The sequence below is a fragment of the Vibrio sp. FF266 genome, assembly GCF_041439695.1.
GTDB lineage: Bacteria > Pseudomonadota > Gammaproteobacteria > Enterobacterales > Vibrionaceae > Vibrio > Vibrio tasmaniensis_A.
Genome location: NZ_JBGOOO010000018.1, coordinates 65,604 through 85,781, shown reverse-complemented (window position 1 = coordinate 85,781; position 20,178 = coordinate 65,604). Strand labels below are relative to the sequence as shown.

The 20,178-nt window shown below is 42.6% G+C and carries 20 protein-coding genes; 9 read left to right on the top strand and 11 right to left on the bottom strand.

Annotation, left to right across the window (positions count from 1 at the left end; all coding sequences use genetic code 11):
* Positions 1-109: 109 nt before the first annotated feature.
* On the bottom strand, positions 110-577 hold the full coding sequence (locus ACED59_RS14660) for a DM13 domain-containing protein (protein ID WP_017098691.1): 468 nt from the start codon (positions 575-577) through the stop codon (positions 110-112).
* Between the two features lie 76 nt (positions 578-653).
* Positions 654-1,886: a peptidase T gene (gene pepT / locus ACED59_RS14655; RefSeq protein ID WP_017098690.1), complete on the bottom strand. Its 1,233-nt coding sequence runs from the start codon at positions 1,884-1,886 to the stop codon at positions 654-656.
* A 350-nt stretch (positions 1,887-2,236) separates the two neighbouring features.
* On the opposite strand from pepT, the gene ACED59_RS14650 reads away from it, so the two are divergent.
* The 3 genes from ACED59_RS14650 to ACED59_RS14640 all read left to right on the top strand — a co-directional run bounded on the left by ACED59_RS14650 (position 2,237) and on the right by ACED59_RS14640 (position 4,710).
* Complete coding sequence (locus ACED59_RS14650) at positions 2,237-2,383, top strand: hypothetical protein (RefSeq protein WP_017098689.1); 147 nt, start codon at positions 2,237-2,239, stop codon at positions 2,381-2,383.
* Between the two features lie 348 nt (positions 2,384-2,731).
* Entirely contained in the window at positions 2,732-3,784 is a 1,053-nt protein-coding gene (locus ACED59_RS14645) for an aldo/keto reductase (protein WP_017098688.1), read from the top strand.
* Between the two features lie 191 nt (positions 3,785-3,975).
* On the top strand, positions 3,976-4,710 hold the full coding sequence (locus ACED59_RS14640) for an RNA methyltransferase (RefSeq protein ID WP_017098687.1): 735 nt from the start codon (positions 3,976-3,978) through the stop codon (positions 4,708-4,710).
* Positions 4,711-4,807: 97 nt separating this feature from the next.
* On the opposite strand, the gene fdxA is transcribed toward ACED59_RS14640, so the two are convergent.
* On the bottom strand, positions 4,808-5,131 hold the full coding sequence (gene fdxA / locus ACED59_RS14635; RefSeq protein WP_017098686.1) for a ferredoxin FdxA: 324 nt from the start codon (positions 5,129-5,131) through the stop codon (positions 4,808-4,810).
* 254 nt (positions 5,132-5,385) lie between these two features.
* Between fdxA and ACED59_RS14630 the strand changes: the two genes are divergently transcribed.
* On the top strand, positions 5,386-7,017 hold the full coding sequence (locus ACED59_RS14630; RefSeq protein ID WP_017098685.1) for an NAD(P)/FAD-dependent oxidoreductase: 1,632 nt from the start codon (positions 5,386-5,388) through the stop codon (positions 7,015-7,017).
* A 123-nt stretch (positions 7,018-7,140) separates the two neighbouring features.
* On the opposite strand, the gene ACED59_RS14625 is transcribed toward ACED59_RS14630, so the two are convergent.
* From ACED59_RS14625 to bluB, 4 genes are all read right to left on the bottom strand, one after another.
* The gene (locus ACED59_RS14625) at positions 7,141-7,404 is read right to left on the bottom strand and encodes a hypothetical protein (RefSeq protein ID WP_198928811.1); all 264 of its coding nucleotides are present in this window, start codon (positions 7,402-7,404) and stop codon (positions 7,141-7,143) included.
* Positions 7,405-7,549: 145 nt separating this feature from the next.
* On the bottom strand, positions 7,550-8,614 hold the full coding sequence (locus ACED59_RS14620) for a DUF4435 domain-containing protein (RefSeq protein ID WP_017098684.1): 1,065 nt from the start codon (positions 8,612-8,614) through the stop codon (positions 7,550-7,552).
* A 2-nt stretch (positions 8,615-8,616) separates the two neighbouring features.
* Positions 8,617-9,735, bottom strand: a complete 1,119-nt coding sequence (locus ACED59_RS14615) for an AAA family ATPase (protein WP_029224024.1) — start codon at positions 9,733-9,735, stop codon at positions 8,617-8,619.
* Between the two features lie 350 nt (positions 9,736-10,085).
* Positions 10,086-10,754 carry a 5,6-dimethylbenzimidazole synthase gene (bluB, locus tag ACED59_RS14610; RefSeq protein WP_017098682.1) on the bottom strand — a complete coding sequence of 223 codons (669 nt, stop codon included), beginning with the start codon at positions 10,752-10,754 and terminating at the stop codon, positions 10,086-10,088.
* Positions 10,755-10,921: 167 nt separating this feature from the next.
* On the opposite strand from bluB, the gene ACED59_RS14605 reads away from it, so the two are divergent.
* The 3 genes from ACED59_RS14605 (at position 10,922) to ACED59_RS14595 (ending at position 13,325) form a co-directional block, all read left to right on the top strand.
* Positions 10,922-12,118 carry a DEAD/DEAH box helicase gene (locus ACED59_RS14605; RefSeq protein ID WP_010431064.1) on the top strand — a complete coding sequence of 399 codons (1,197 nt, stop codon included), beginning with the start codon at positions 10,922-10,924 and terminating at the stop codon, positions 12,116-12,118.
* A gap of 111 nt (positions 12,119-12,229) precedes the next feature.
* Positions 12,230-12,631, top strand: coding sequence for a PPC domain-containing DNA-binding protein (locus tag ACED59_RS14600; protein ID WP_017098681.1), 402 nt, complete (start codon positions 12,230-12,232; stop codon positions 12,629-12,631).
* Positions 12,632-12,701: 70 nt separating this feature from the next.
* Positions 12,702-13,325 carry a PolC-type DNA polymerase III gene (locus tag ACED59_RS14595; RefSeq protein WP_017098680.1) on the top strand — a complete coding sequence of 208 codons (624 nt, stop codon included), beginning with the start codon at positions 12,702-12,704 and terminating at the stop codon, positions 13,323-13,325.
* An 82-nt stretch (positions 13,326-13,407) separates the two neighbouring features.
* Here the strand turns inward: ACED59_RS14595 and ACED59_RS14590 are convergent, their stop codons facing one another.
* Complete coding sequence (locus ACED59_RS14590; RefSeq protein WP_371705015.1) at positions 13,408-14,244, bottom strand: DUF6279 family lipoprotein; 837 nt, start codon at positions 14,242-14,244, stop codon at positions 13,408-13,410.
* A 261-nt stretch (positions 14,245-14,505) separates the two neighbouring features.
* Here ACED59_RS14590 and ACED59_RS14585 point away from each other — a divergent pair, with 261 nt between their 5' ends.
* The gene (locus ACED59_RS14585; RefSeq protein WP_009844771.1) at positions 14,506-14,679 is read left to right on the top strand and encodes a hypothetical protein; all 174 of its coding nucleotides are present in this window, start codon (positions 14,506-14,508) and stop codon (positions 14,677-14,679) included.
* Between the two features lie 140 nt (positions 14,680-14,819).
* Here ACED59_RS14585 and dbpA read toward each other — a convergent pair whose 3' ends face one another.
* The 3 genes from dbpA to ACED59_RS14570 form a co-directional block, all read right to left on the bottom strand.
* Positions 14,820-16,199: an ATP-dependent RNA helicase DbpA gene (gene dbpA / locus ACED59_RS14580; RefSeq protein WP_009844770.1), complete on the bottom strand. Its 1,380-nt coding sequence runs from the start codon at positions 16,197-16,199 to the stop codon at positions 14,820-14,822.
* Between the two features lie 148 nt (positions 16,200-16,347).
* Entirely contained in the window at positions 16,348-17,256 is a 909-nt protein-coding gene (locus tag ACED59_RS14575; protein WP_017098583.1) for an aldo/keto reductase family oxidoreductase, read from the bottom strand.
* Between the two features lie 217 nt (positions 17,257-17,473).
* Positions 17,474-18,067, bottom strand: coding sequence for a hypothetical protein (locus ACED59_RS14570; protein ID WP_017098582.1), 594 nt, complete (start codon positions 18,065-18,067; stop codon positions 17,474-17,476).
* 221 nt (positions 18,068-18,288) lie between these two features.
* Here ACED59_RS14570 and ACED59_RS14565 point away from each other — a divergent pair, with 221 nt between their 5' ends.
* The gene (locus tag ACED59_RS14565) at positions 18,289-20,136 is read left to right on the top strand and encodes a M3 family metallopeptidase (protein ID WP_017098581.1); all 1,848 of its coding nucleotides are present in this window, start codon (positions 18,289-18,291) and stop codon (positions 20,134-20,136) included.
* Positions 20,137-20,178 lie beyond the last annotated feature (42 nt).

Here is a 20,178-nt window from a genome sequence, read left to right as displayed (position 1 = left end):
AGCACTCAAAAATAGAGCGCTCCTTTTCATGCTTTTATCAGCTATTAGGGCGTGTTGACCTTTCGCGGTTAAATTTTGTTCGAAGGATCAACACGCCCTAGTAAGGCTATCATTTTATCTTGGCAGAAGTAATAAATTGGCCAAAAGTTTCACACCAAATCACAACGGTATTAAATCGATTAAGATCAGTACCTTCTGGGAGGTTAACCATAAATCGGTCGAATGTTTTTACATCTCCGACTCTCAGTAACTCACTCTTGCTGTCATTGAATGCCTGTTCGGTTTCAATAAACTTAGGTGATAGGTAAACCTTATAATCCGGCCCCGGCGCCAATTCACCTTCAAAAGCTATCGCACTTTCAGAGACAGAGACGATGCCCTCTCCCCAATGCAAAAAGTCACTGTCTTGTCGGTCTTTGGTGAACTCACCTGTATAGATCGCCTGCTGACTGATCGCTTCAACAGAACTTGAGGAAGGAGAATCAGGCTCAATCAAGATAGGTAGTGCATAGACACCAAGCCCAAAACCAAAAGCACCCACGGCTAAGTGGGTGCAAAGTAAAACTAACTTTTTCATCGCGTACTCCCTTATACTTAAAGAGAGTATTAATGAATACTCTCAAAAATACAAAGAGATATCGCGTTTTAGACGGCTATTTTTGATAGTGAATAGCGGTACGTTGAGAGAGTTTCACGATCACTTCTACCGCTTGTTCCATGCCTTGAATGGTAATGAACTCATGAATACCGTGGAAGTTGTAGCCACCGGTAAAGATATTCGGACACGGTAGCCCCATGAAAGATAAGCGAGCACCGTCTGTACCACCTCGGATAGGCTTGATCATTGGCTCAACATCACACTCAATCATCGCTTGCTTCGCTAATTCAATAATATGTTGATGCGGTTCAACCATCTCTTTCATATTGAAGTAGCTATCGGTTAGCACCAGCTCAACACGGCCTTTCTCAAGACGCTCATTCAGCTCATCCACTTTCTGTTGCATGAATGCCTTACGCGCTTCTACACCCTCACGTTCAAAATCACGGATGATGTATCCCAGTTCAGAGCGAGCCACACCCATTTCAGCTGATTTCAGGTGGTAAAAACCTTCATAACCTTCTGTGCACTCTGGTGTTTCTTGCGCAGGCATCATCAGTTGGAATTGCGCTGCAATGTTCATTGAGTTCACCATTTTACCTTTGGCGGTACCTGGGTGAACGTTCACACCATGACAGATAACATCAGCGCTCGTGGCATTAAAGTTCTCAAATTCCAACTCCCCTACTGGCCCACCATCAATGGTATACGCCCACTCGGCGCCAAATTTTTCAACGTCAAACAGGTTCGCACCGCGGCCAATCTCTTCATCCGGTGTGAAACCAATGCAGATGTCGCCGTGTTTGATGTCTGGATTCGCTTTCAGGTAAGCAATCGCACTGATGATTTCAGCGATGCCCGCTTTGTTATCGGCACCAAGCAGAGTTGTGCCGTCAGTCGTAATAAGGTCGTGACCATGTAAAGAATCAAGGTCTGGGTATTGGCTTGGGTTCAAACTCTCGCCACTTTCACCTAATTCAATCGTTCCACCTAGGTAATCTTTAATCACTTGTGGTTTCACATTTGCTCCTGAAGCATCAGGAGCGGTATCCATATGCGCCACAAAGCCAAGCGCAGGCACTGGATAATCGACATTCGACGGCAGTTTCGCCATCAAATAGCCATTTTCATCTAAAGAAACATCAACTAACTCTAATGCAATCAATTCTGACTTTAAGGCTTCAGCAAACGTGATTTGACCCGGTGAACTTGGGCATTGCTGATTAGAAGGATCGGATTTAGTATCAAAAGTAACGTAATTCAGAAAACGTTCGACAAGCTTTTCCATAATTCATCTCACCATGGATTAAGTAATTGATTTACTGACTTTATTATTCATGTAAATAAGCGAGGCATTGTTAAGTAAATACGTACGCAGAGTCAGTCGCGAGGCTTTTCATCTTACGCCCCTGACCATGTATGTAATTGCTCTAAATCATTATTGTGCGAAATTAGACGAGCTTCCTATACTTGAAAGCAAGAGGGTTTCGTCAGTTCAACATTGCATACGGATGATAAGCGATCGCTTTGTACGCATTCTACGCCCTCCGCTCTCAGCCTAAAAAAAGTACAAAGTGGCTGATGATCACAATTTATCCTTGATGCAGAATCTGTCATACGTTACACGGAGACACAGTTATGACGATTAATAAATATTTCATTTTCTCTCCTCAAGCCTCTGAGGAAACACTTCAACCAGCATTAACTGAGAAAGAAGTTCAAAGGCAGGAAGCTCTAAGACAGGCGCAATCTCAAGGTGGGTTTGACACCAACGCGACCTCGTAACTTAATCAATACTCAGAACTTGTTTATAGAACCCCTAAAAAAGAGCTCTACTTCACTTTGATGTAGAGCTCTTTTGTCTCTGGACCTTTCTCCTATTCAAATGCAGCTTCATTCAGGCGCCTGATCTATTAACACCTTGTTATCTATCGCGTCTTTTGTATGTTGCTTCTCAATCATAAAGCAGACTCATTTGTTGCAATGAGAAATGACTCATTAAACTTGCCCAAGCCATACCCTGTGTTGCCATTTTGTGCTAATAATTTATATTCGTTTTCATTCCTCACTCGCCCTTTTTCAATATCCACACTGCGAGCACTAACGAGCCTCACTACAGGAACCCCGAATTTAATGGAATACTCAAAACTAGGAAGTAGTCAAATTCCCGTTTCCCGAATCTGCCTTGGCAGCATGACTTGGGGGCTGCAAAATACGCAACAACAAGCTGACCAACAAATCGAATACTCGCTAAGCCAAGGTATTAACTTTATCGATACCGCAGAGATGTACGCAGTACCACCGTCTCCAGACACCTACGGTAAAACGGAAGCAATCATAGGTAACTGGTTAGCTCGCAATCCGCAGCGCCGCCAAGAAGTCATCATCGCCAGCAAAATCGCAGGCCCGGGATTGCCTTGGGTTCGAGATGGCGGGCCAATCACGGGGGAAGCTGTAATTGCAGCGGTTGACGCTTCATTAGCGCGTTTACAAACGGACTATATCGACCTTTACCAATTGCATTGGCCAAACCGAACGACGCCTCACTTTGGCAAACATTTCCCGAATCATATTCGATTCAGTGATATCGACAGAAAGCAGCATGAAGCGGAGATGCTAGAGATCCTCCAAGCACTGGCGAGCTGCATTAAAGCAGGAAAAGTCCGTCATGTTGGTTTGTCTGATGACACCACTTGGGGTATTAACACTTACCTTAAGCTCAGTGAGAAGCATGATTTACCGCGAATGGTCTCTATTCAGAATGAATTTAGCCTGCTGCACGCGAAAGACTGGCCTTATTTGATTGAAAACTGTGTGCATGAAGACGTCGCCTACCTACCATGGTCACCGTTAGCAGCGGGCATGCTGAGTGGCAAATACATTGATGGTGCGAGACCAGAAGGCAGCCGCTGGACTTACATGCAGCGTAAAGGCATTTTCCGCGACACTGAGTCTGCCAATGAAGCCGTAAAAGGATATGTCGAAGTTGCGAACGCTCACGGGTTTACACCGAGCCAACTAGCATTAGCGTGGTGTAATCAAGTTGATGGTGTCACCTCCACTATTATTGGCGCAACCACCATGGAACAACTGAAAGAGAACGTAGCAGCGTTCAGCAAACCGTTGTCAGAAGAGATCCTTACTGATATCAACACAGTGTTTAAGCGCTACCCTGCCCCATATTAATCATACAGGTCAGCTAATCTTGGGTTCAGCTTAATATTAGATGAGTAATTCAGATAAGAGCGCGCTATTTAGTGCGCTTTTCTTTTTTAAGTGGGTTGCTTTTGCTTTTTAGTGGATCGCATTGAGTTATCACGCTTTTGGTTATCCAACCTTTGCTCTATAATGCGCGGGCTTATATCTAGGATAAAAACATGATTTCAAAAAAACAATTAAAACTCCTTCGTGCTTTGGGCCAAAAGAAACAACGTAAAGCCCACGGCTTGTTTCTAGTTCAAGGTGAAAAGAACGTTCTTGAGCTGTTCAATAGTGACTTAGTCGTGAAGAACGTCTTTGCTACCGCTGATTTCTTATCTGAAAATCACGCTTCACTGTTTGAGTTTGATTGTGTTGAAGCTTCACTAGATGACCTAACCAAAGCGAGTACTTTGGTGAGTAACAATGCGGCGATTGCTGTTGTTGAGATCCCAACGTTTGAATTACCAAAAGCTACTGAGTTAATGATTGCACTGGATGGTGTATCTGATCCGGGCAACCTAGGTACGATTATTCGCGTAGCAGACTGGTATGGCATTAAGCATATCGTTGCGAGCAGCGATTGTGCAGACCCATACAACCCGAAAACGATCAGCGCGACCATGGGCAGCTTTGGCCGAGTACACGTAAGCCAAACAGACTTACCTGCTTATTTAGAACAAGCGAACCTACCGGTTTACGGCGCGTTCTTAGAAGGCGAAAGTGTTCATAAGACAGAATTTACTGCCAATGGCATTTTGCTAATGGGCAGCGAGTCTCACGGCATTCGTGAACATGCGGCTAAATACGTAACGGATAAGATTACGATTCCTGCATTCGGTGGCGCAGAGTCTCTGAACGTAGCAATGGCGACAGGCATTATTCTCGACAACATGCGTCGTCAGCATAGCTAAATTTCATAAGCTAACGAGCCAGTCGACACTGCTCAGATATTAAAAAAGGCGTATTGATTAAATCAGTACGCCTTTTTATTTGAGTTCTTTTCAACAATTACTTTTCTAGCATTGCCAACTTATCAGCGACACCATTCCACTTTTCAGCTTCATCCATCGGTGCTTTGACTTCAGTTTGTACCGGCCAGATTTCGGCAAGCTCGACATTCACTTCAATAAAGATCTTTTGATCTTCTGGCAGATCATCTTCTTGGAAGATCGCTTGAGCATCGCATTCAGGTACACATAAACCACAATCAATGCATTCGATTGGGTTGATTACCATGAAATTCGGGCCTTCATGGAACGCATCTGCGGGGCATACCGCCACACAGTCCGTGTATTTACATTGAATACAGTTATCGCCTACGACAAATGCCATGATGCTCTGCTCTATAAGTTAGTCAAAATTGAAGAATGGAGGATAATACTCATCCCAAGGCAAAATTCAACATCATACGGCTCTAATATCGTGTCTATTTGCTCCATGTTTCCAAATTAGTATGACAGATAAATCAATTTCTCGTAAAATGCGCGCCATTGTGAGCTTATCGCTTCTTTCAACATCAGCGTTTTCATCAAACTCTGCGTTTAGAAGCGGTCTAGCTAAGACACCTATAAAGACGAGACATCGAAATGATACGTTTAACCGAAATTAAACTCCCTCTAGACCACGAAGAATCAGCCATTCAAGACGCTATTGAAGCGAAGCTTGGCATTAATTCTGATCAGGTACTTTCTTTTAATATCTTTAAACGTGGCTACGATGCTCGTAAGAAATCAAAAATCTTACTTATCTACACGCTTGATGTTCTCGTTGAAAACGAAGCTGAATTGTTAGAGCAATTCATTAGCGACCCGCACGTAAAGGTGACTCCTGACATGGAGTACAAATTCGTGGCTAAAGCGGTTGAGAACCAAACTGAGCGCCCTGTGGTTATCGGTTTTGGCCCATGTGGTCTATTCGCAGGCCTAGTGCTTGCTCAAATGGGCTTCAATCCAATCATCGTTGAGCGTGGCAAAGAAGTTCGTGAACGTACGAAAGATACCTTTGGTTTCTGGCGTAAGCGTACACTGAACACTGAATCAAACGTACAGTTCGGTGAAGGTGGCGCAGGTACATTCTCTGACGGTAAACTATACAGCCAAGTTAAAGATCCAAAGCACTACGGCCGTAAGGTAATCGAAGAATTCGTAGCTGCTGGCGCACCTGAAGAAATCCTATACGTAAGTAAGCCACACATCGGTACCTTTAAACTGGTTACCATGATCGAGAAGATGCGTGCTTCTATCATTGAGCTAGGTGGCGAAATCCGTTTCAGCACTCGCGTTGATGACGTTCACATGGAAGACGGTCAAATCACTGGCTTGACGCTTTCTAACGGTGAAGAGATTAAATCTCGTCACGTAGTACTGGCTGTTGGCCACAGTGCTCGTGATACGTTTGAAATGCTGCACGAACGTGGCGTTTACATGGAAGCTAAGCCTTTCTCTGTTGGTTTCCGTATCGAACATAAACAAGCGATGATCGATGAAGCTCGCTTCGGTAAGAACGCGGGCAACCCTATCCTAGGTGCTGCGGACTACAAACTCGTACACCACTGTAAGAATGGCCGCACTGTATACAGCTTCTGTATGTGCCCAGGTGGCACTGTGGTTGCAGCGACTTCTGAAGAAGGCCGCGTAGTCACCAATGGCATGAGCCAATACTCTCGTGCAGAACGTAACGCAAACAGTGCCATCGTTGTGGGTATCGACCCAGAGCGTGATTACCCAGGTGACGCACTAGCAGGTATCCGTTTACAGCGTGAATTAGAAAGTGCCGCTTATGTTCTAGGTGGCGAGAACTACGACGCCCCTGCACAGAAAATTGGTGACTTCCTAAAAGGTCGCGATCCAAGTGAAATCGGTGAAGTAAAACCATCGTTCACGCCGGGTATCCACCTAACGGACATTTCAAAAGCACTGCCTGACTTTGCTATCGAAGCGATTCGTGAAGCAATCCCAGCGTTCGAGAAGAAGATCAAAGGTTTCTCTACGCCAGATGGCCTACTAACCGGTGTTGAAACTCGTACGTCTTCTCCTGTATGTATCAAGCGTGGTAAAGACTACCAAAGCATCAACCTTAAGGGCTTCTTCCCTGCTGGTGAAGGCGCAGGCTACGCGGGTGGTATCCTATCTGCTGGTATCGATGGTATTAAAGCTGCAGAAGCGCTAGCACTGTCTATGGTAGAGCAGAACCAAGCTGAGAAGATTGAGATCGCTTAAGCGCTTTCGATAAAGCAAAGCTAGATCACAATCAACCAAAACTAAAAATCCAGTGTCTTGTCGACACTGGATTTTTTATTGCATAAAGGTATCTAGAGTTATTAAGTCACGACTTCGTCAGCGTTACTTACAAGTCTCTTTTGACCAATTCACACCATCATTTGAACACTCAAACAGACTTGTCCCATTCTGGTAATAATAACCTCTAGTCCAGTTACCTTGAGAATCTTTAGACGTTATCGTCTGAGTGTAATGCCGCGGTTGGTGAAGTACGTGACAAACACCATCACCACACACCTCCGCCCAGTCTTGGGTGCTGAATGCCCCAGTAAGAGCCAGTAAACCACTAGTGAGATATGAAGAGAATGAACTGAGTTTATCTTGCATATGACTCCCACAAAAAAGCACCCGACTTTCACAATGGAAAGGGGTGCTTTGTCAGTTACAAACGGTAGAAACGAAAAAAACACTAGTTAGGCGAGATTTTCTCATTTTGAAAATTTGTGCTGTATTCAGAGACAATTTTCAAGTTTTAAACACTAACACGAACTCCACCACCTGGCTTTTCATTGCTAGAGTATTTCTTCTTAAACTTAATCAATTCATTAATTAAAAATTGGTAACATTCTGCTTTAGAGTTGCAACTATTTGCCATCAATAAAGTTTCTACGTCGCGACACTTTCCAAAATACTCTCCTTTCATTTGCGCAAATTCTTTAGGTTTTGTATCCAAGCTTTGCATTCCTGCAACCTCTTCATCTTGATACATTTTATAGAGGCCATGAATATAGCTTGGATCAGTATTTCTTTTACCTTTCCCTTTTAGAAATGGAAGAAGTACATTCTCTATGTCGTGACCACAAAAATAAAGATACATATTTTTATTATTAAGTCCCTTACTTTCGAGGTTCTCAACAAACTCAGAAGGAGCGTTTAGTTCCGAAATAGTCCCTAGATCATACCCACTTAATGAAAGTCGTAAAAATGAATTTTGAATCCTACCTTTATATAAATCTCGCTGATAATTGTCGCCATTTTTGATGTGATAAAGCAAATTTAAAAAATTACCATACTGCTCAAAAGACCATTTCTCTAATGCATCGATAAATAGATTACTATCAACAGTTTCTGAACTTGTGCAAGCCGCATCTTTGACAACCTCAACCAACCCTAAAGGGTCATATAGGTAGTTTTCTATCGCATATGCATATGTTTGAAATACAAAAGGAGAACAATAAAAACTATCAAAATCATCACCGTCATTAATATTATAATCGACATTCAATAAAAAGTCATAATCGCTATCAACAAAGTAAAGTGAATACTCACCCACCTCTTCCTTTTTAACTACTGACTTAATGGCATCCTTACCTGAAGCTTGAGATTCATAATGCTTTCGGATAGGTTCAACTATAATATCATTAATATCTAGTGTTCGAAGTACACCTCTCCAAAACTGAACATCAGCTCTTGATTCAACCCAAGCCTTTCGCATACCTTTTCTATCCACACGTCTTGATAAAACACTGGATTTTTGGATTCTTGCAGACTTTCGAGCACCTCTGTGGACATTTGATTGACCTACATTGACCGTCATATCTACTCCGATACTAATTCAATACAATGTGATTCATCCCATTCTTCAATTAGGCTTGGAGAGTGACTTGCAATAATAAACTGCATGTTTGGAGCTATTAGAACCAAATCACTAATTAAAGTATTCTGCCAATCTATGTGTAAACCAATTTCGGGTTCATCTAACAACATCACATTAATCGAATTTTTAGACAAAAAAACAAGCAAAAATAAGTGAATCAATGCTTTTTCACCACGAGACAAGGAGTCTGGAGAGAGGATTTTGTCATTTTTGGATATAGTTAACTTGTTATCTTCTTCGTTTCTTACTACTTCTTTATTATCAATTCTAAAATATTTGTTAAGTGTTGTTATCAATCTATCGACTTCATTTTTTTGTTCTATCAACAATTTGTAACTTTCATCTTCAGCTTCATTAGGAACGTCTCTTCCCAAAGATTCGAATAATACTTTAGATAATTTAGAGTTCAATCTTGACTCAAACTTTTGAAACCTATCTATTACCTTTCTATAAGGCGTATCAACAATAATTCCAAAATACTTATCCATAACACTGTCGACTTCGTTATCGACACCTTCAGAATCTAAGTTTATAATTCTATCTTCTTGATAAATTTCAGCTCCCCAGTTTAGATAACGGTCTAATTCCGGAGTTCCTTCTTCCCACTCTACAGGGTGGTTCAATCCTACTCTAAACATTTCACCAAGAGAGCGTTTTTTATAAGTTAGTACATTTGTAACATCCACATCATTTGATATATCAAGAAACTCATCCTTAACACTCTGCAAAGCTTCAACACTATGCAATTCCTCACCAGAAAAACGCTCTAATATCAGCCTTTCTTTCTCGTGATCTTTGAGGATGGGGAATACTACTTTCGTTTTATAAATCTCAAATTCTTTGTCAAAAAACACACGTGTCGAACAAAAACGAAATTTAGATGTAGATATTTGCTTATCTTCTGGATTACCGACATTTATTGCATCATGAATTAAATTTAGTATGGTACTTTTCCCTAGGCCATTCCCTCCTGTAAGAAAGCTAACCTGATGTTGAAACGGTATAGTTATTCCTTTACCTTCATCCCATAAATTCAATATTTCTGCTGCAGATATTCGCATGTTTATCCTACTATAAATAACGCTATATTGGCTCGAAGTAAAAACTCCAAACATTGAAAACCACTCTTAACTGCTTTGTAAATTATAGCTTACGCCACAAACATCACTTCCAACAACGCGTTAAGTAGTGAACAATGTAGCCTCCTAGCTTAAATTATGCACCCTGAACACTAAAGCTCACCAAAACTGGTAATGCCAAGCGTTGGCTATCGCTCTTAAATGCTTGTTAGACAGTCTAAACCATTGCACCGTAAACACAAAACCCAAATCGAACTGAAACTGCCAAGCATTTAGTACCAGCCTTAAAAGTTTGCATGTCTAGATAGATGTCAGAATATTCAGTTAATCAGTTACTTTCCATCAGCCTCTAGCTGTTTAGAATTCCACTTACCTTCATGAATCGCTGAATTGACGTCTCTTCTTGGTAGCCAACCCATGGTTTCAAGTTCCGGTTTATCTTTGAAATGATCAACGTAGCCAATACACAGGTACGCCACAATATCGATGTTTTCTGGGATATCGAGTGCGTCTCGCAAGACAGAATCATGGAGAATGCTCACCCAACCTAAGCCAAGGTTTTCAGCTCTTGCCGCCAGCCACAAGTTTTGAACCGCACACACGGTGCTGAACAGATCCATCTCTTGTTTGATGGTTCTGCCTAAAACTACTTTTCCGGTTCGATTGCGGTCGCAAGTCACGCAGATGCCGATAGGCGATTCAACAATACCTTCAAGTTTTAATCGCTTATACATCGCCTGCTTTTCATCGGTGAACATTTCCGCTGATTCGGCATGCGCTTGATTAAAACCGGCTTTGATCTGTTGCTTGGTTTCGATATCACGGACAACGACAAAATCCCAAGGCTGCATAAAGCCAACACTGGGAGCATGGTGCGCTGCGGTTAGCACACGCATCAAAACGTCTTCTGGGATCTCATCAGGAAGAAACTGACCACGAACATCTCGGCGAGAAAAAATCGTTTTATATACTGCATCGCGTTCATTCGGCGTAATTTCCATACATCCCTGTCTTATCGTCGTCTTATTGAGCCAGTATTATCCAACTAAAGTGTCTATGTTGCTAGTAGTACACAAGCAACATGGTAGAATGCCGCCATTAATCTTATCCTTGTATAAGATTGTTGAACCTTTCCATCGCTATTTAGCCAAATCATACCGAGAAACTTATGCCATTTTCCAAGCTTGGATTAAGCTCACCTATTGTTAAAGCCGTTGCAAAACAAGGCTATGAAAAGCCAACCTCTATTCAAGAAAAAGCAATTCCGATTGTGCTTTCTGGTAAGAACCTAATTGCTGCTGCACAAACAGGTACAGGTAAAACTGCGAGCTTTGTTCTCCCTATCTTAGAAATGCTAAGTAAAGGTGAAACACAACGTAAAAAACGTATTCGCGCTGTTATTCTGACACCAACTCGTGAGCTTGCGATTCAGGTTGAGCAGAACATTACTAAGTACGCGAAGTTCCTAAACCTAACATCACTAGCGATGTACGGTGGCGTATCTTACCAACACCAGAAAGACCGCTTGATCGAAGGTGTCGATATTCTTGTGGCAACTCCAGGTCGTTTGATCGATATGTACGGACAACGTGCCGTTCATTTTGATGAAGTTGAAGTACTGGTTCTTGATGAAGCAGACCGCATGCTAGACATGGGTTTCATCGAAGACATCAACAAGATTATCGCGCGTTTGCCACAAAACATTCAAAACCTGTTGTTCTCAGCAACGCTATCAACGCCAGTTCGTGCGCTAGCGAAAAGCGCAATCAGTGAAGCGGAAGAGATTTCAATTGCCAAAACTGACGCTTCTAAAGCGAACATTGAGCAATGGTTGGTAACCGTCGATAAAGACCGCAAATCTGCGCTATTAAGTCACATGATCACTGACGGTGAATGGGACCAAGCGCTTATCTTTATCGAGACCAAACACGGCGCGGCTAAGCTAGTTGCCCAACTTGAAAAACGTGGCATCCAAGCTGAAGCTTTCCACAGTGGACGTAGCCAAGCGATTCGTGAAAAGATTCTGGCTGACTTTAAGAAAGGTCGTCTAAAATATCTAGTTGCGACAGGTGTTGCTGCTCGTGGTATCGATATCGATAATCTAAGCCGCGTAGTAAACTACGACATCCCATTCCCAGCAGATGATTATGTTCACCGTATTGGTCGTACTGGCCGTGCTGATGCATCTGGTGAAGCGATCTCTTTCCTATCGAAAGACAACTTCAAGAACCTGTGCATTATCGAAAAACGTCTTGGTCACTTGATTGAACGTCGTGTTGTTGAAGGTTTTGAACCACGCAAAGAAGTGCCAATCTCTGTATTGAACTTCGTTCCTAAGAAGAAAAGAGAGCAGCAACAAGACTAAGTAATTTCAGCTATAGAAATGAAAAAGTCGCATTAGCCAAAATGAAAATAAAACGAAGCCCATGTGGCTTCGTTTTGCTCTTAGAAATACAAATAAAATTGAGGCAATAAGATGATCACTCCTATCGCAACGAGATTAACCCGAGGCCAAGACCTAAAGCTTGAGATCCAAAAGCTAGTGACAGCGCACAATATCTCAGCGGGCTCTGTCGCGTCTTGTGTCGGGTGTGTTTCTCAACTCAATATTCGTCTGGCTAATGCAAACAACACCAAGCTAATTATAGCTCCGTTCGAAATTGTGTCACTTATGGCGACGCTAACCCCGAACCACCAGCATGTTCACCTATCCGTTGCTGATGAAAATGGCAATGTGATTGGTGGGCATCTGCTTGAGGGAACGATTATCGCCACCACCGCTGAATTAATTGTGCACCGTTACGATACTTTGACCTTCAACAGAGAGCATGATGATACGACGGGTTACACTGAGCTCACTATCAGCAGTAACACATAATAGCTTCACTGATAGCAGCACCAAACGCCTCATATAAAGCGATACCACCCAATAGTAATTAGGAAACACGATGGCTCCAAACTCCGCAGACTCCGTTATCGTTCTCGATTTCGAAACCACAGGCTTATCACCAAACATGGGTGACCGAGCGATTGAAATCGGTGCGGTTAAATTAGTTAACGGCGAAGTCGTCGACACCTTTCAGCAACTCATGAACCCAGGGTTTCGTGTTAGTGGATTCATTGAAAGCTATACCGGAATCAGTAACCGTATGTTAAGCACAGCGGCCAGTTGCAGTGAAGTGATGGATGAGTTTGCAGACTTTATCCAAGGCAGCCAACTTGTTGCTCACAATGCATCGTTTGATAAGCGCTTTCTCGATGCGGAATTAGACTTTATTGGCCGAGACTACACAGGCAAGTTCGCTTGCTCAATGTTGATTGCTCGCCGCCTAATCCAAGATGCGCCGACTCATAAGCTAGGCGACCTTGTGCGCTTTAAGAATATCGACAACGACGGTACTTTCCACAGAGCGTTAGCCGATTCAGAAATGACAGCACGGTTGTGGTTATTGATGATTGATGAGCTTCAAAGTGACCACGGCATTCAACAGCCGAGTTTTCAACTGATGCAGAAAATATCTAAGACCGCTAAAGGCTCTATTCCAAAGCTGCTGATGAGCAACAGAAATTAAATATCTAAACTCTCTCCCCTTCAAGTTTGATTGACAGGCTAGTCGCATGGATAACTACTAGCCTTTAGAACGAAAGAAGACTCTACTCCTGCAGTGATTCAAATGTTCCTTTAAGGCTTGCTAATTCACTCATGAAATAAGCCCACTGCTTATTAGTGCTGCTTTCTACGATATCGACTAAAAAATTGGCTGATGTCTGCATGTTCTTATCAAGCTCAGGCTCAAGTCCTTCAGGATAATAAGCTTCATTGTTCAGAAGCAGGTTCATAATAATCGGCTGAGCTATATCTAAGTCGTTTTTTTTTTCCATCAGTGTCGATAAATCTTGGTAGGTATTATTTTGATATTGGCGCCAGTTATCGTTGGTATTTACCCACTTTTGGGACCAAGCAAGAATAATCTTTTTTTGCTCTTTCGATACCGATCCTAGCCATCGCTCTAGCCTATCTTCTATTCGACTCCGATATCGCTCTCTCGAATCTTCATCATTCAATGATAATCTTTCTTCGTAATATTCTTGCTGCTTTTCCCTAAAGTTCTTTAAGAATTCCTTATCTTGTTTAGGGTTAAACTGCATGCTTAAAGCGTAAATATCGGGAGAGAACTTACTAACGATTGAGCGAATATGGTCTGTAATTTGGTCACTTTGTTCAGTGATAAAAGCAGAATTCATATCAGAACGATCTGTGTTTTGGATCACTTCTAATTGCGAAACATATAACGGCAGTTGAGTTTCTTTATGCCATTGCTGTAATAAGTCGAGGCGCTCTTCGAGCTCTGATTCCTGACTATTGGAAAGAGTTACAAAGTCTTCAATATAGCTAACGACAAACCAGCTTATATTGTTATAGGCAAATTTAGTCCCGCAGCCAGAGAATAGAAAACAGCTTAATAAGACTAACCAACGACACTTTCTCATTACACCCTCTCACAACATTTTACTCAACAACGAACCTCAAGACGATCTTATAACATTAGCTACAAAATCGGGTTCTCGTAAAAACTTTCGGATAAATTGAGACTCAGACTTGCTAATCTAACTATTTCGGCAAATGATTAAACTAAAAATAATTAATGGCAGTGATGTAACTTGATTTTTATTGCTCATTTGACGCAATACGAACCCTATAAATGAGTTGGGTTGGCGTATTTCAAATGATTGATATTTGGGAGGGGAGCTATGGCCGCTATTCCTGATCATCCAAGCGATTTAGAATATGAGCTTTGTTATTTTGACGATGGTTCAATAACCACAATCACGATATTGGTTCACAATCGAAAGGAAGCGATGACTTGGTATCTTAGCGAGGGAAAACATATCAACGATCTTTATTCGATAAGACCCGATGAATAATGCTTTGGTATAGAGAACTAGGTCGATAAACCTAAGAGAGTAAACTTGAGTGGCATTTTGTGGAACACCCTTTACTGCAATGTCATTAAGTAACAATCTCGTTAGTTAGACATATCGCAGCAAAGGGATTCAGTCTCGAATTATTTCAGAATTCGGGCGCGGAATTGACGACCCTTCATCTTACCTGATTCGATTTTTCCTAATGCTTTCTTAGCCATTGATCTTTCTACAGCAACGTAAGCGCGCATCGCGAACAAGTTGATCTTGCCTACTGACTTACCATCAATACCGCCTTGGCCTGTCAACGCACCAAGGATATCACCTGCGCGAAGTTTCGCTTTCTTACCACCGTCAATCTGGATAGTTACCATGTTTGAGTAGTACGGCTTGGCAATTGGTTTAGCTGGCAACTGAGACGGTTCGATTGGCATATCCATGTACTCATCAATTTGAGCAACACGGTGCATCTCTTTTTCGCTAAAGAAGCTAATTGCGACGCCTTTGCTTCCTGCACGACCAGTACGACCGATGCGGTGTACGTGAACTTCAGGATCGCGAGACAACTCAAAGTTGAACACAGCATCTAGGTTATCAACATCAAGACCACGAGCAGCAACATCTGTTGCAACCAAGATAGAGATGGTTTTGTTTGAGAACTGAACCAAAGCTTGGTCACGTTCACGCTGTTCCATGTCGCCATGAAGCTCAATAACACTGAAGCCACGGTGGCTTAGCTCGTCGTTTACGTTCTGTACTTCTTTCTTAGTATTACAGAACACAACCGCTGACTCTGGTTGATGATGAAGAAGCATTAGCTCTAGTGCGTCATCACGAGCTTCAGTACCTTCAACCTTATAAAAGTGTTGCTGGATGCTTGAGTGATCGTGTGTTGATTCAACCTTCACCATTTCAGGGTTATTCATGATACGGTCTGCAACAGATTTAATCTGTTTAGGGAAAGTTGCACTGAACAATAACGTTTGACGATCTTTTGGTGCTGCTTCAATAACAGCATCTAGTGCATCTTGGAAACCCATTTCCAGCATGCGGTCGGCTTCATCTAACACAAGTGTGTTCAACTCAGACAGGTCAATGCGGTCTCTCTCTAGGTGGTCCAGGATACGACCAGGAGTGCCCACAAGAATGTGTGCGCCATGCTCTAATGAACCAATTTGTGGGCCCATTGGCATACCGCCACATAGTGTCAGCACTTTAATATTGTGAATACCACGAGCAAGAGTACGGATCTCTTTTGCTACTTGGTCTGCTAGCTCACGAGTCGGACATAACACTAAAGACTGAACACGGAAACGCTTAACGCGTAGGTTTTGCAGCACGCCTAAACCAAAAGCAGCTGTTTTACCTGAACCCGTTTTACCCTGACCGATAACATCCTTGCCATCCAGAATAGTAGGAAGACTTAACGCTTGAATAGGCGTCATTTCAGTATAACCAAGAGAATCTAACGTATTTAGAAGCTCTGGTTTAAGGGCGATTGAAGAGAATTTTGAAGTGCTCAATGGAAATATCCAACTGGTGAAAAACAGAGTGCATTATGAGTGTTTTTGAAAATTATTCCACTTTAATCACAGTTTTGAAGAAATAGGTTAGGCGAACACAAAAAAGCCAGCTTTGTTAGCTGGCTTTGACTTCTATACGAATTGCTTTCTATGGCACACCGTGACCTTTAGAGGCAACCCAAACGCGATACCATTGCTCGCGCGTCAGTTCGATTTTCAGTGCATCAACGGCCGTTTTCACACGCTCAATCTTACCTGAACCAATAATAGTAATCGGATTAGACGGTAATCGACGAACCCAAGCGTAAATTACTTGGTCAATACTATCTGCACCCACTTCTTGGCGAATGGCTTCTAGTTCATCACGAACACGAATCGCTTGTGCTGAATCGCCACTAAAGATGCTACCACCACCGAGACAAGACCACGCCATTGGACGAATACGGTTCATCTGCAGTTGATCTAGCGTGCCATCATGAGCCACTTCGAAGTTCAATGGGTTGATTTCAACTTGGTTAGTCACTAGTGGCTTACCTAGTCGAGATTGCAGTAAGTCGAACTGACGCGGTGAAAAGTTAGAGACACCGAAGTGCTTAACTTTACCTACCTTATGTAGTTCAGCGAACGCTTCTGCTACTTCATCCGCGTCCATCAATACGTCAGGGCGATGAATCAGTAATACATCAAGTTCGGTTACACCCAAACGCTCTAGAGAGTTATTTACTGATTGGTAAATATGGTGCGCGCTGGTGTCATAGTGATTGATCTTGCGATCTGGAGTGTGGTCACCACACAAGTTGATGTCGCACTTGGTGACGATTTGAATATCATCTCGAAGGCTCGGCTCAAGCGCTAATGCTTCACCAAACAACTTTTCACATTGGTAGTTACCGTAAATGTCCGCGTGATCAACCGTTGTGATGCCAAGATCAATGTGCTGCTTTAGGAAAGTCAGACGTTGTTGCGGGGTCATACCCCACTCAGCTGTACGCCAGTATCCTTGCACCAGCTCAGAAAGTTCTGGGCCTTGTGGCGCTACCGTTACTTTTGCAACCATGGGTTGTCTCCTTTATCAATACTGAACGTATCCTAAGCTCGTTTTACCGAAGGCTCAACGTATAACAAATGGCAAAGGTAAACGCTTACTAAAAATGTGAGAGCCACAGAAAAACGAACACTTAAATGAATTATAACTTGCTGTCTGCCCGTGAGCCGTTCTCCTGAAAGGCTTGTTTACTCTGATGAATGACGAAACCATCTATAAATTTGAGCAATTAAAGACGATTTAGTTCAACCGTTAAGTTGTCGCCATCACTATGTAACTGAATCCAAGGAGCTGAAGAACGAGAAGAAGATGAAGAAGAGCTAGGCACATTCCATACACTCATTTGCTCAGAGGAATGATGTGGTGCATTGATAAATTCGACGAGTTGTTTATCTACCTTGTTGTAACCAACTCCCTCACGTTTTGCTTGTTCAAGTTGAGCGACGACATCAAACTCATCCTCTCCAATGCGAATTGAGCTGATAGTAAAGCCATCTTGGCGAAGGTACGCCTGAAGCTTTGTGTAACTTAGGTTCGAATATGGCAGATTTAAGCGAACCACTTCGACACTTGAGTCACCCAACTCCAGTTCAACATAAACATCCAAATCATAATATTGGGTTAAGTCACTGCACAACAGAGTGCCTTCAACTTCGCCACAATCCATAAGATCGATATCGTTAATATAGTTTTGAGAACTCGGTTGAGTTGGGTTGCTATTGAATACCGTTCGCAACCACCAGCTTTCACTCGCCTGCGCAGAAAATGAAAGGGTATTCAGAGTCAATAACAAAGGTAGGATTAAGCTAGGAAGAGTTCTCATTATTTGTGCTTATTTCACGCGGTATGGAGCGTGCATTATACGTGACCAATCAACAAACAACTGCTCGATTTACATCTATAAAACTAAAAATATTGCTCAAAGATAAGATTAACAAACTTGATACTAAGAAGAGTTGCACTCTGTTATATCTGTCGTCACACAATACACCCCATGAATGTGTCATAATGTTGAAATTAATGAATAATTTACAAGGAACGTCCATGACTGCAACGAACTATCTCAACCAATTGAACCAAAAGTATCTTGCGACTCATAAAGCGAAAGAAGACTTCTTTTGGGATACTTATATGGGGATCAGTGACGACCATGATGGCTCGACACTCGCGCAGACCCAATGGACTGAATTTCTTAGCTCTGCCGAGCAAATTGCTGCTATCGAAACGCAGCTAGCTACTATCGAAGAAATTCAAGACCCTCAAGAAAAAGAGAGCACGCTAACAGGCTTGAATGGTTGGTTAGCGACCTTTAGATCTCACGCTATTGAGTCTGAGCAATCACAGAAGCTTAAAGCCGAACTCATAAAGTTTGAGGCTGAACTGTTTGAGAAAAAACAGAATCATGTAATGACTTACGTGAATGAAGCGGGCGACGACACTGAAGGGTCGTTACCGGTTCTAGGTTCAACAATAAGAACCAATAGTAATGAAAAAGTTAGGCTTTCAGCTCACCAAACACTATTAGGTTTAGAGCAGTGGCTGCTGGCTAACGGCTTCATTGAACTCATCAAAAAACGCAACCAGTTTGCTCAATCGCTGGGTTTCAAAACCTTTTTTGATTATTCCGTCGTTAAAACCGAGCAGATGACAACTGAGCAACTGTTTACAATTCTGGATGACTTTGAAGTTCGCACGCGAGATAGCCATCAGCAAAGCCTAGAGAGCTTAACTCAGAAAAAAGGTCAGAGCGCTCTAGAAGCCCATAATTTCACCTACTCTTTTGCTGGTGACGTTATGAATGACTTAGACCCTTATGTTCCCTTCTCAAAATCACTGAGACGCTGGGTTGAGTCTTTTGGTCGTCTTAATATCGAATACTCACAAGCAACATTGAAATTAGATTTGCTTGATCGTAAAGGAAAGTATCCAAACGGTTTCTGTCATGGACCAGTTCCTTCTTTCTACGATCAAGACAAATGGGTATCGGCTCAAGTTAACTTCACGAGCAACGCCAAGCCCGACCAAATCGGCAGCGGCTATGATGGTATCAACACACTATTTCACGAGGGCGGCCACGCTGCGCATTTCGCTAATGTTAAAATGAATGCGCCTTGTTTCTCTCAAGAATTTGCACCAACATCGATGGCTTATGCCGAAACTCAATCCATGTTCTGTGACAGCTTATTGAATGACGCCGATTGGCTAAAACAGTATGCCCTGGATTCAGAAGGCCAAGCAGTACCTGATGAGCTAATCAAAGCCATCATCGATAACAAACAACCGTTCAGAGCCTACCAAGAACGAAGCATTCTTGTTGTTCCTTATTTCGAACGAGCACTTTACGAATTGGCGGATGAAGACCTCACTCCTGAAAAAATCACTGATCTTGCTCGTAGCAGCGAGAAATCGATTCTGGGATTGGCTTGTAGCCCTCGCCCATTAATGGCGATCCCTCATCTATTGTCGGATGAAGCCTCTTGCGCATATCAGGGTTACTTATTAGCTCATATGGCCGTGTATCAAACTCGTGCATATTTCACCGATAAGTTTGGTTACTTAACGGATAACCCGGAGATCGGCCCTTTGTTAGCTAAGCACTATTGGCACCAAGGAAATAGCGTGAATCATAATGGGACAATCGAAAGCCTGACTGGGGAAGGTTTTAATGCCAAGTACCTCGCTGACGAGTGCAACTTATCGCCAGAAGAAGCTTGGGCTATTGAAGATCAAAAAATCAAACAGCTGTCGACAAGAGAGCGAGCACCAGTCGCTGATTTGAATGCGAAGATATCGATCGTCGATGGAGCAACTGAATTAGCGAATAACGACAAATCAAATTCTCAAATGTGTGATGAGTTTGAACACTTTATCGTTGGGCAATACGGCCGATAGCGGGTGCTGAGCATCTGTAAGCAAGGTTGAACCAAAAAACTC

What these genes read in the sequence shown, in the direction of transcription:
- ACED59_RS14660 (WP_017098691.1), bottom strand. Translation starts at nt 577, where the DNA reads ATGAAAAAGTTAGTTTTACTTTGCACCCACTTAGCCGTGGGTGCTTTT.
- pepT (WP_017098690.1), bottom strand. Translation starts at nt 1,886, where the DNA reads ATGGAAAAGCTTGTCGAACGTTTTCTGAATTACGTTACTTTTGATACT.
- ACED59_RS14650 (WP_017098689.1), top strand. Translation starts at nt 2,237, where the DNA reads ATGACGATTAATAAATATTTCATTTTCTCTCCTCAAGCCTCTGAGGAA.
- ACED59_RS14645 (WP_017098688.1), top strand. Translation starts at nt 2,732, where the DNA reads ATGGAATACTCAAAACTAGGAAGTAGTCAAATTCCCGTTTCCCGAATC.
- ACED59_RS14640 (WP_017098687.1), top strand. Translation starts at nt 3,976, where the DNA reads ATGATTTCAAAAAAACAATTAAAACTCCTTCGTGCTTTGGGCCAAAAG.
- fdxA (WP_017098686.1), bottom strand. Translation starts at nt 5,131, where the DNA reads ATGGCATTTGTCGTAGGCGATAACTGTATTCAATGTAAATACACGGAC.
- ACED59_RS14630 (WP_017098685.1), top strand. Translation starts at nt 5,386, where the DNA reads ATGATACGTTTAACCGAAATTAAACTCCCTCTAGACCACGAAGAATCA.
- ACED59_RS14625 (WP_198928811.1), bottom strand. Translation starts at nt 7,404, where the DNA reads ATGCAAGATAAACTCAGTTCATTCTCTTCATATCTCACTAGTGGTTTA.
- ACED59_RS14620 (WP_017098684.1), bottom strand. Translation starts at nt 8,614, where the DNA reads ATGACGGTCAATGTAGGTCAATCAAATGTCCACAGAGGTGCTCGAAAG.
- ACED59_RS14615 (WP_029224024.1), bottom strand. Translation starts at nt 9,735, where the DNA reads ATGCGAATATCTGCAGCAGAAATATTGAATTTATGGGATGAAGGTAAA.
- bluB (WP_017098682.1), bottom strand. Translation starts at nt 10,754, where the DNA reads ATGGAAATTACGCCGAATGAACGCGATGCAGTATATAAAACGATTTTT.
- ACED59_RS14605 (WP_010431064.1), top strand. Translation starts at nt 10,922, where the DNA reads ATGCCATTTTCCAAGCTTGGATTAAGCTCACCTATTGTTAAAGCCGTT.
- ACED59_RS14600 (WP_017098681.1), top strand. Translation starts at nt 12,230, where the DNA reads ATGATCACTCCTATCGCAACGAGATTAACCCGAGGCCAAGACCTAAAG.
- ACED59_RS14595 (WP_017098680.1), top strand. Translation starts at nt 12,702, where the DNA reads ATGGCTCCAAACTCCGCAGACTCCGTTATCGTTCTCGATTTCGAAACC.
- ACED59_RS14590 (WP_371705015.1), bottom strand. Translation starts at nt 14,244, where the DNA reads ATGAGAAAGTGTCGTTGGTTAGTCTTATTAAGCTGTTTTCTATTCTCT.
- ACED59_RS14585 (WP_009844771.1), top strand. Translation starts at nt 14,506, where the DNA reads ATGGCCGCTATTCCTGATCATCCAAGCGATTTAGAATATGAGCTTTGT.
- ACED59_RS14575 (WP_017098583.1), bottom strand. Translation starts at nt 17,256, where the DNA reads ATGGTTGCAAAAGTAACGGTAGCGCCACAAGGCCCAGAACTTTCTGAG.
- ACED59_RS14570 (WP_017098582.1), bottom strand. Translation starts at nt 18,067, where the DNA reads ATGAGAACTCTTCCTAGCTTAATCCTACCTTTGTTATTGACTCTGAAT.
- ACED59_RS14565 (WP_017098581.1), top strand. Translation starts at nt 18,289, where the DNA reads ATGACTGCAACGAACTATCTCAACCAATTGAACCAAAAGTATCTTGCG.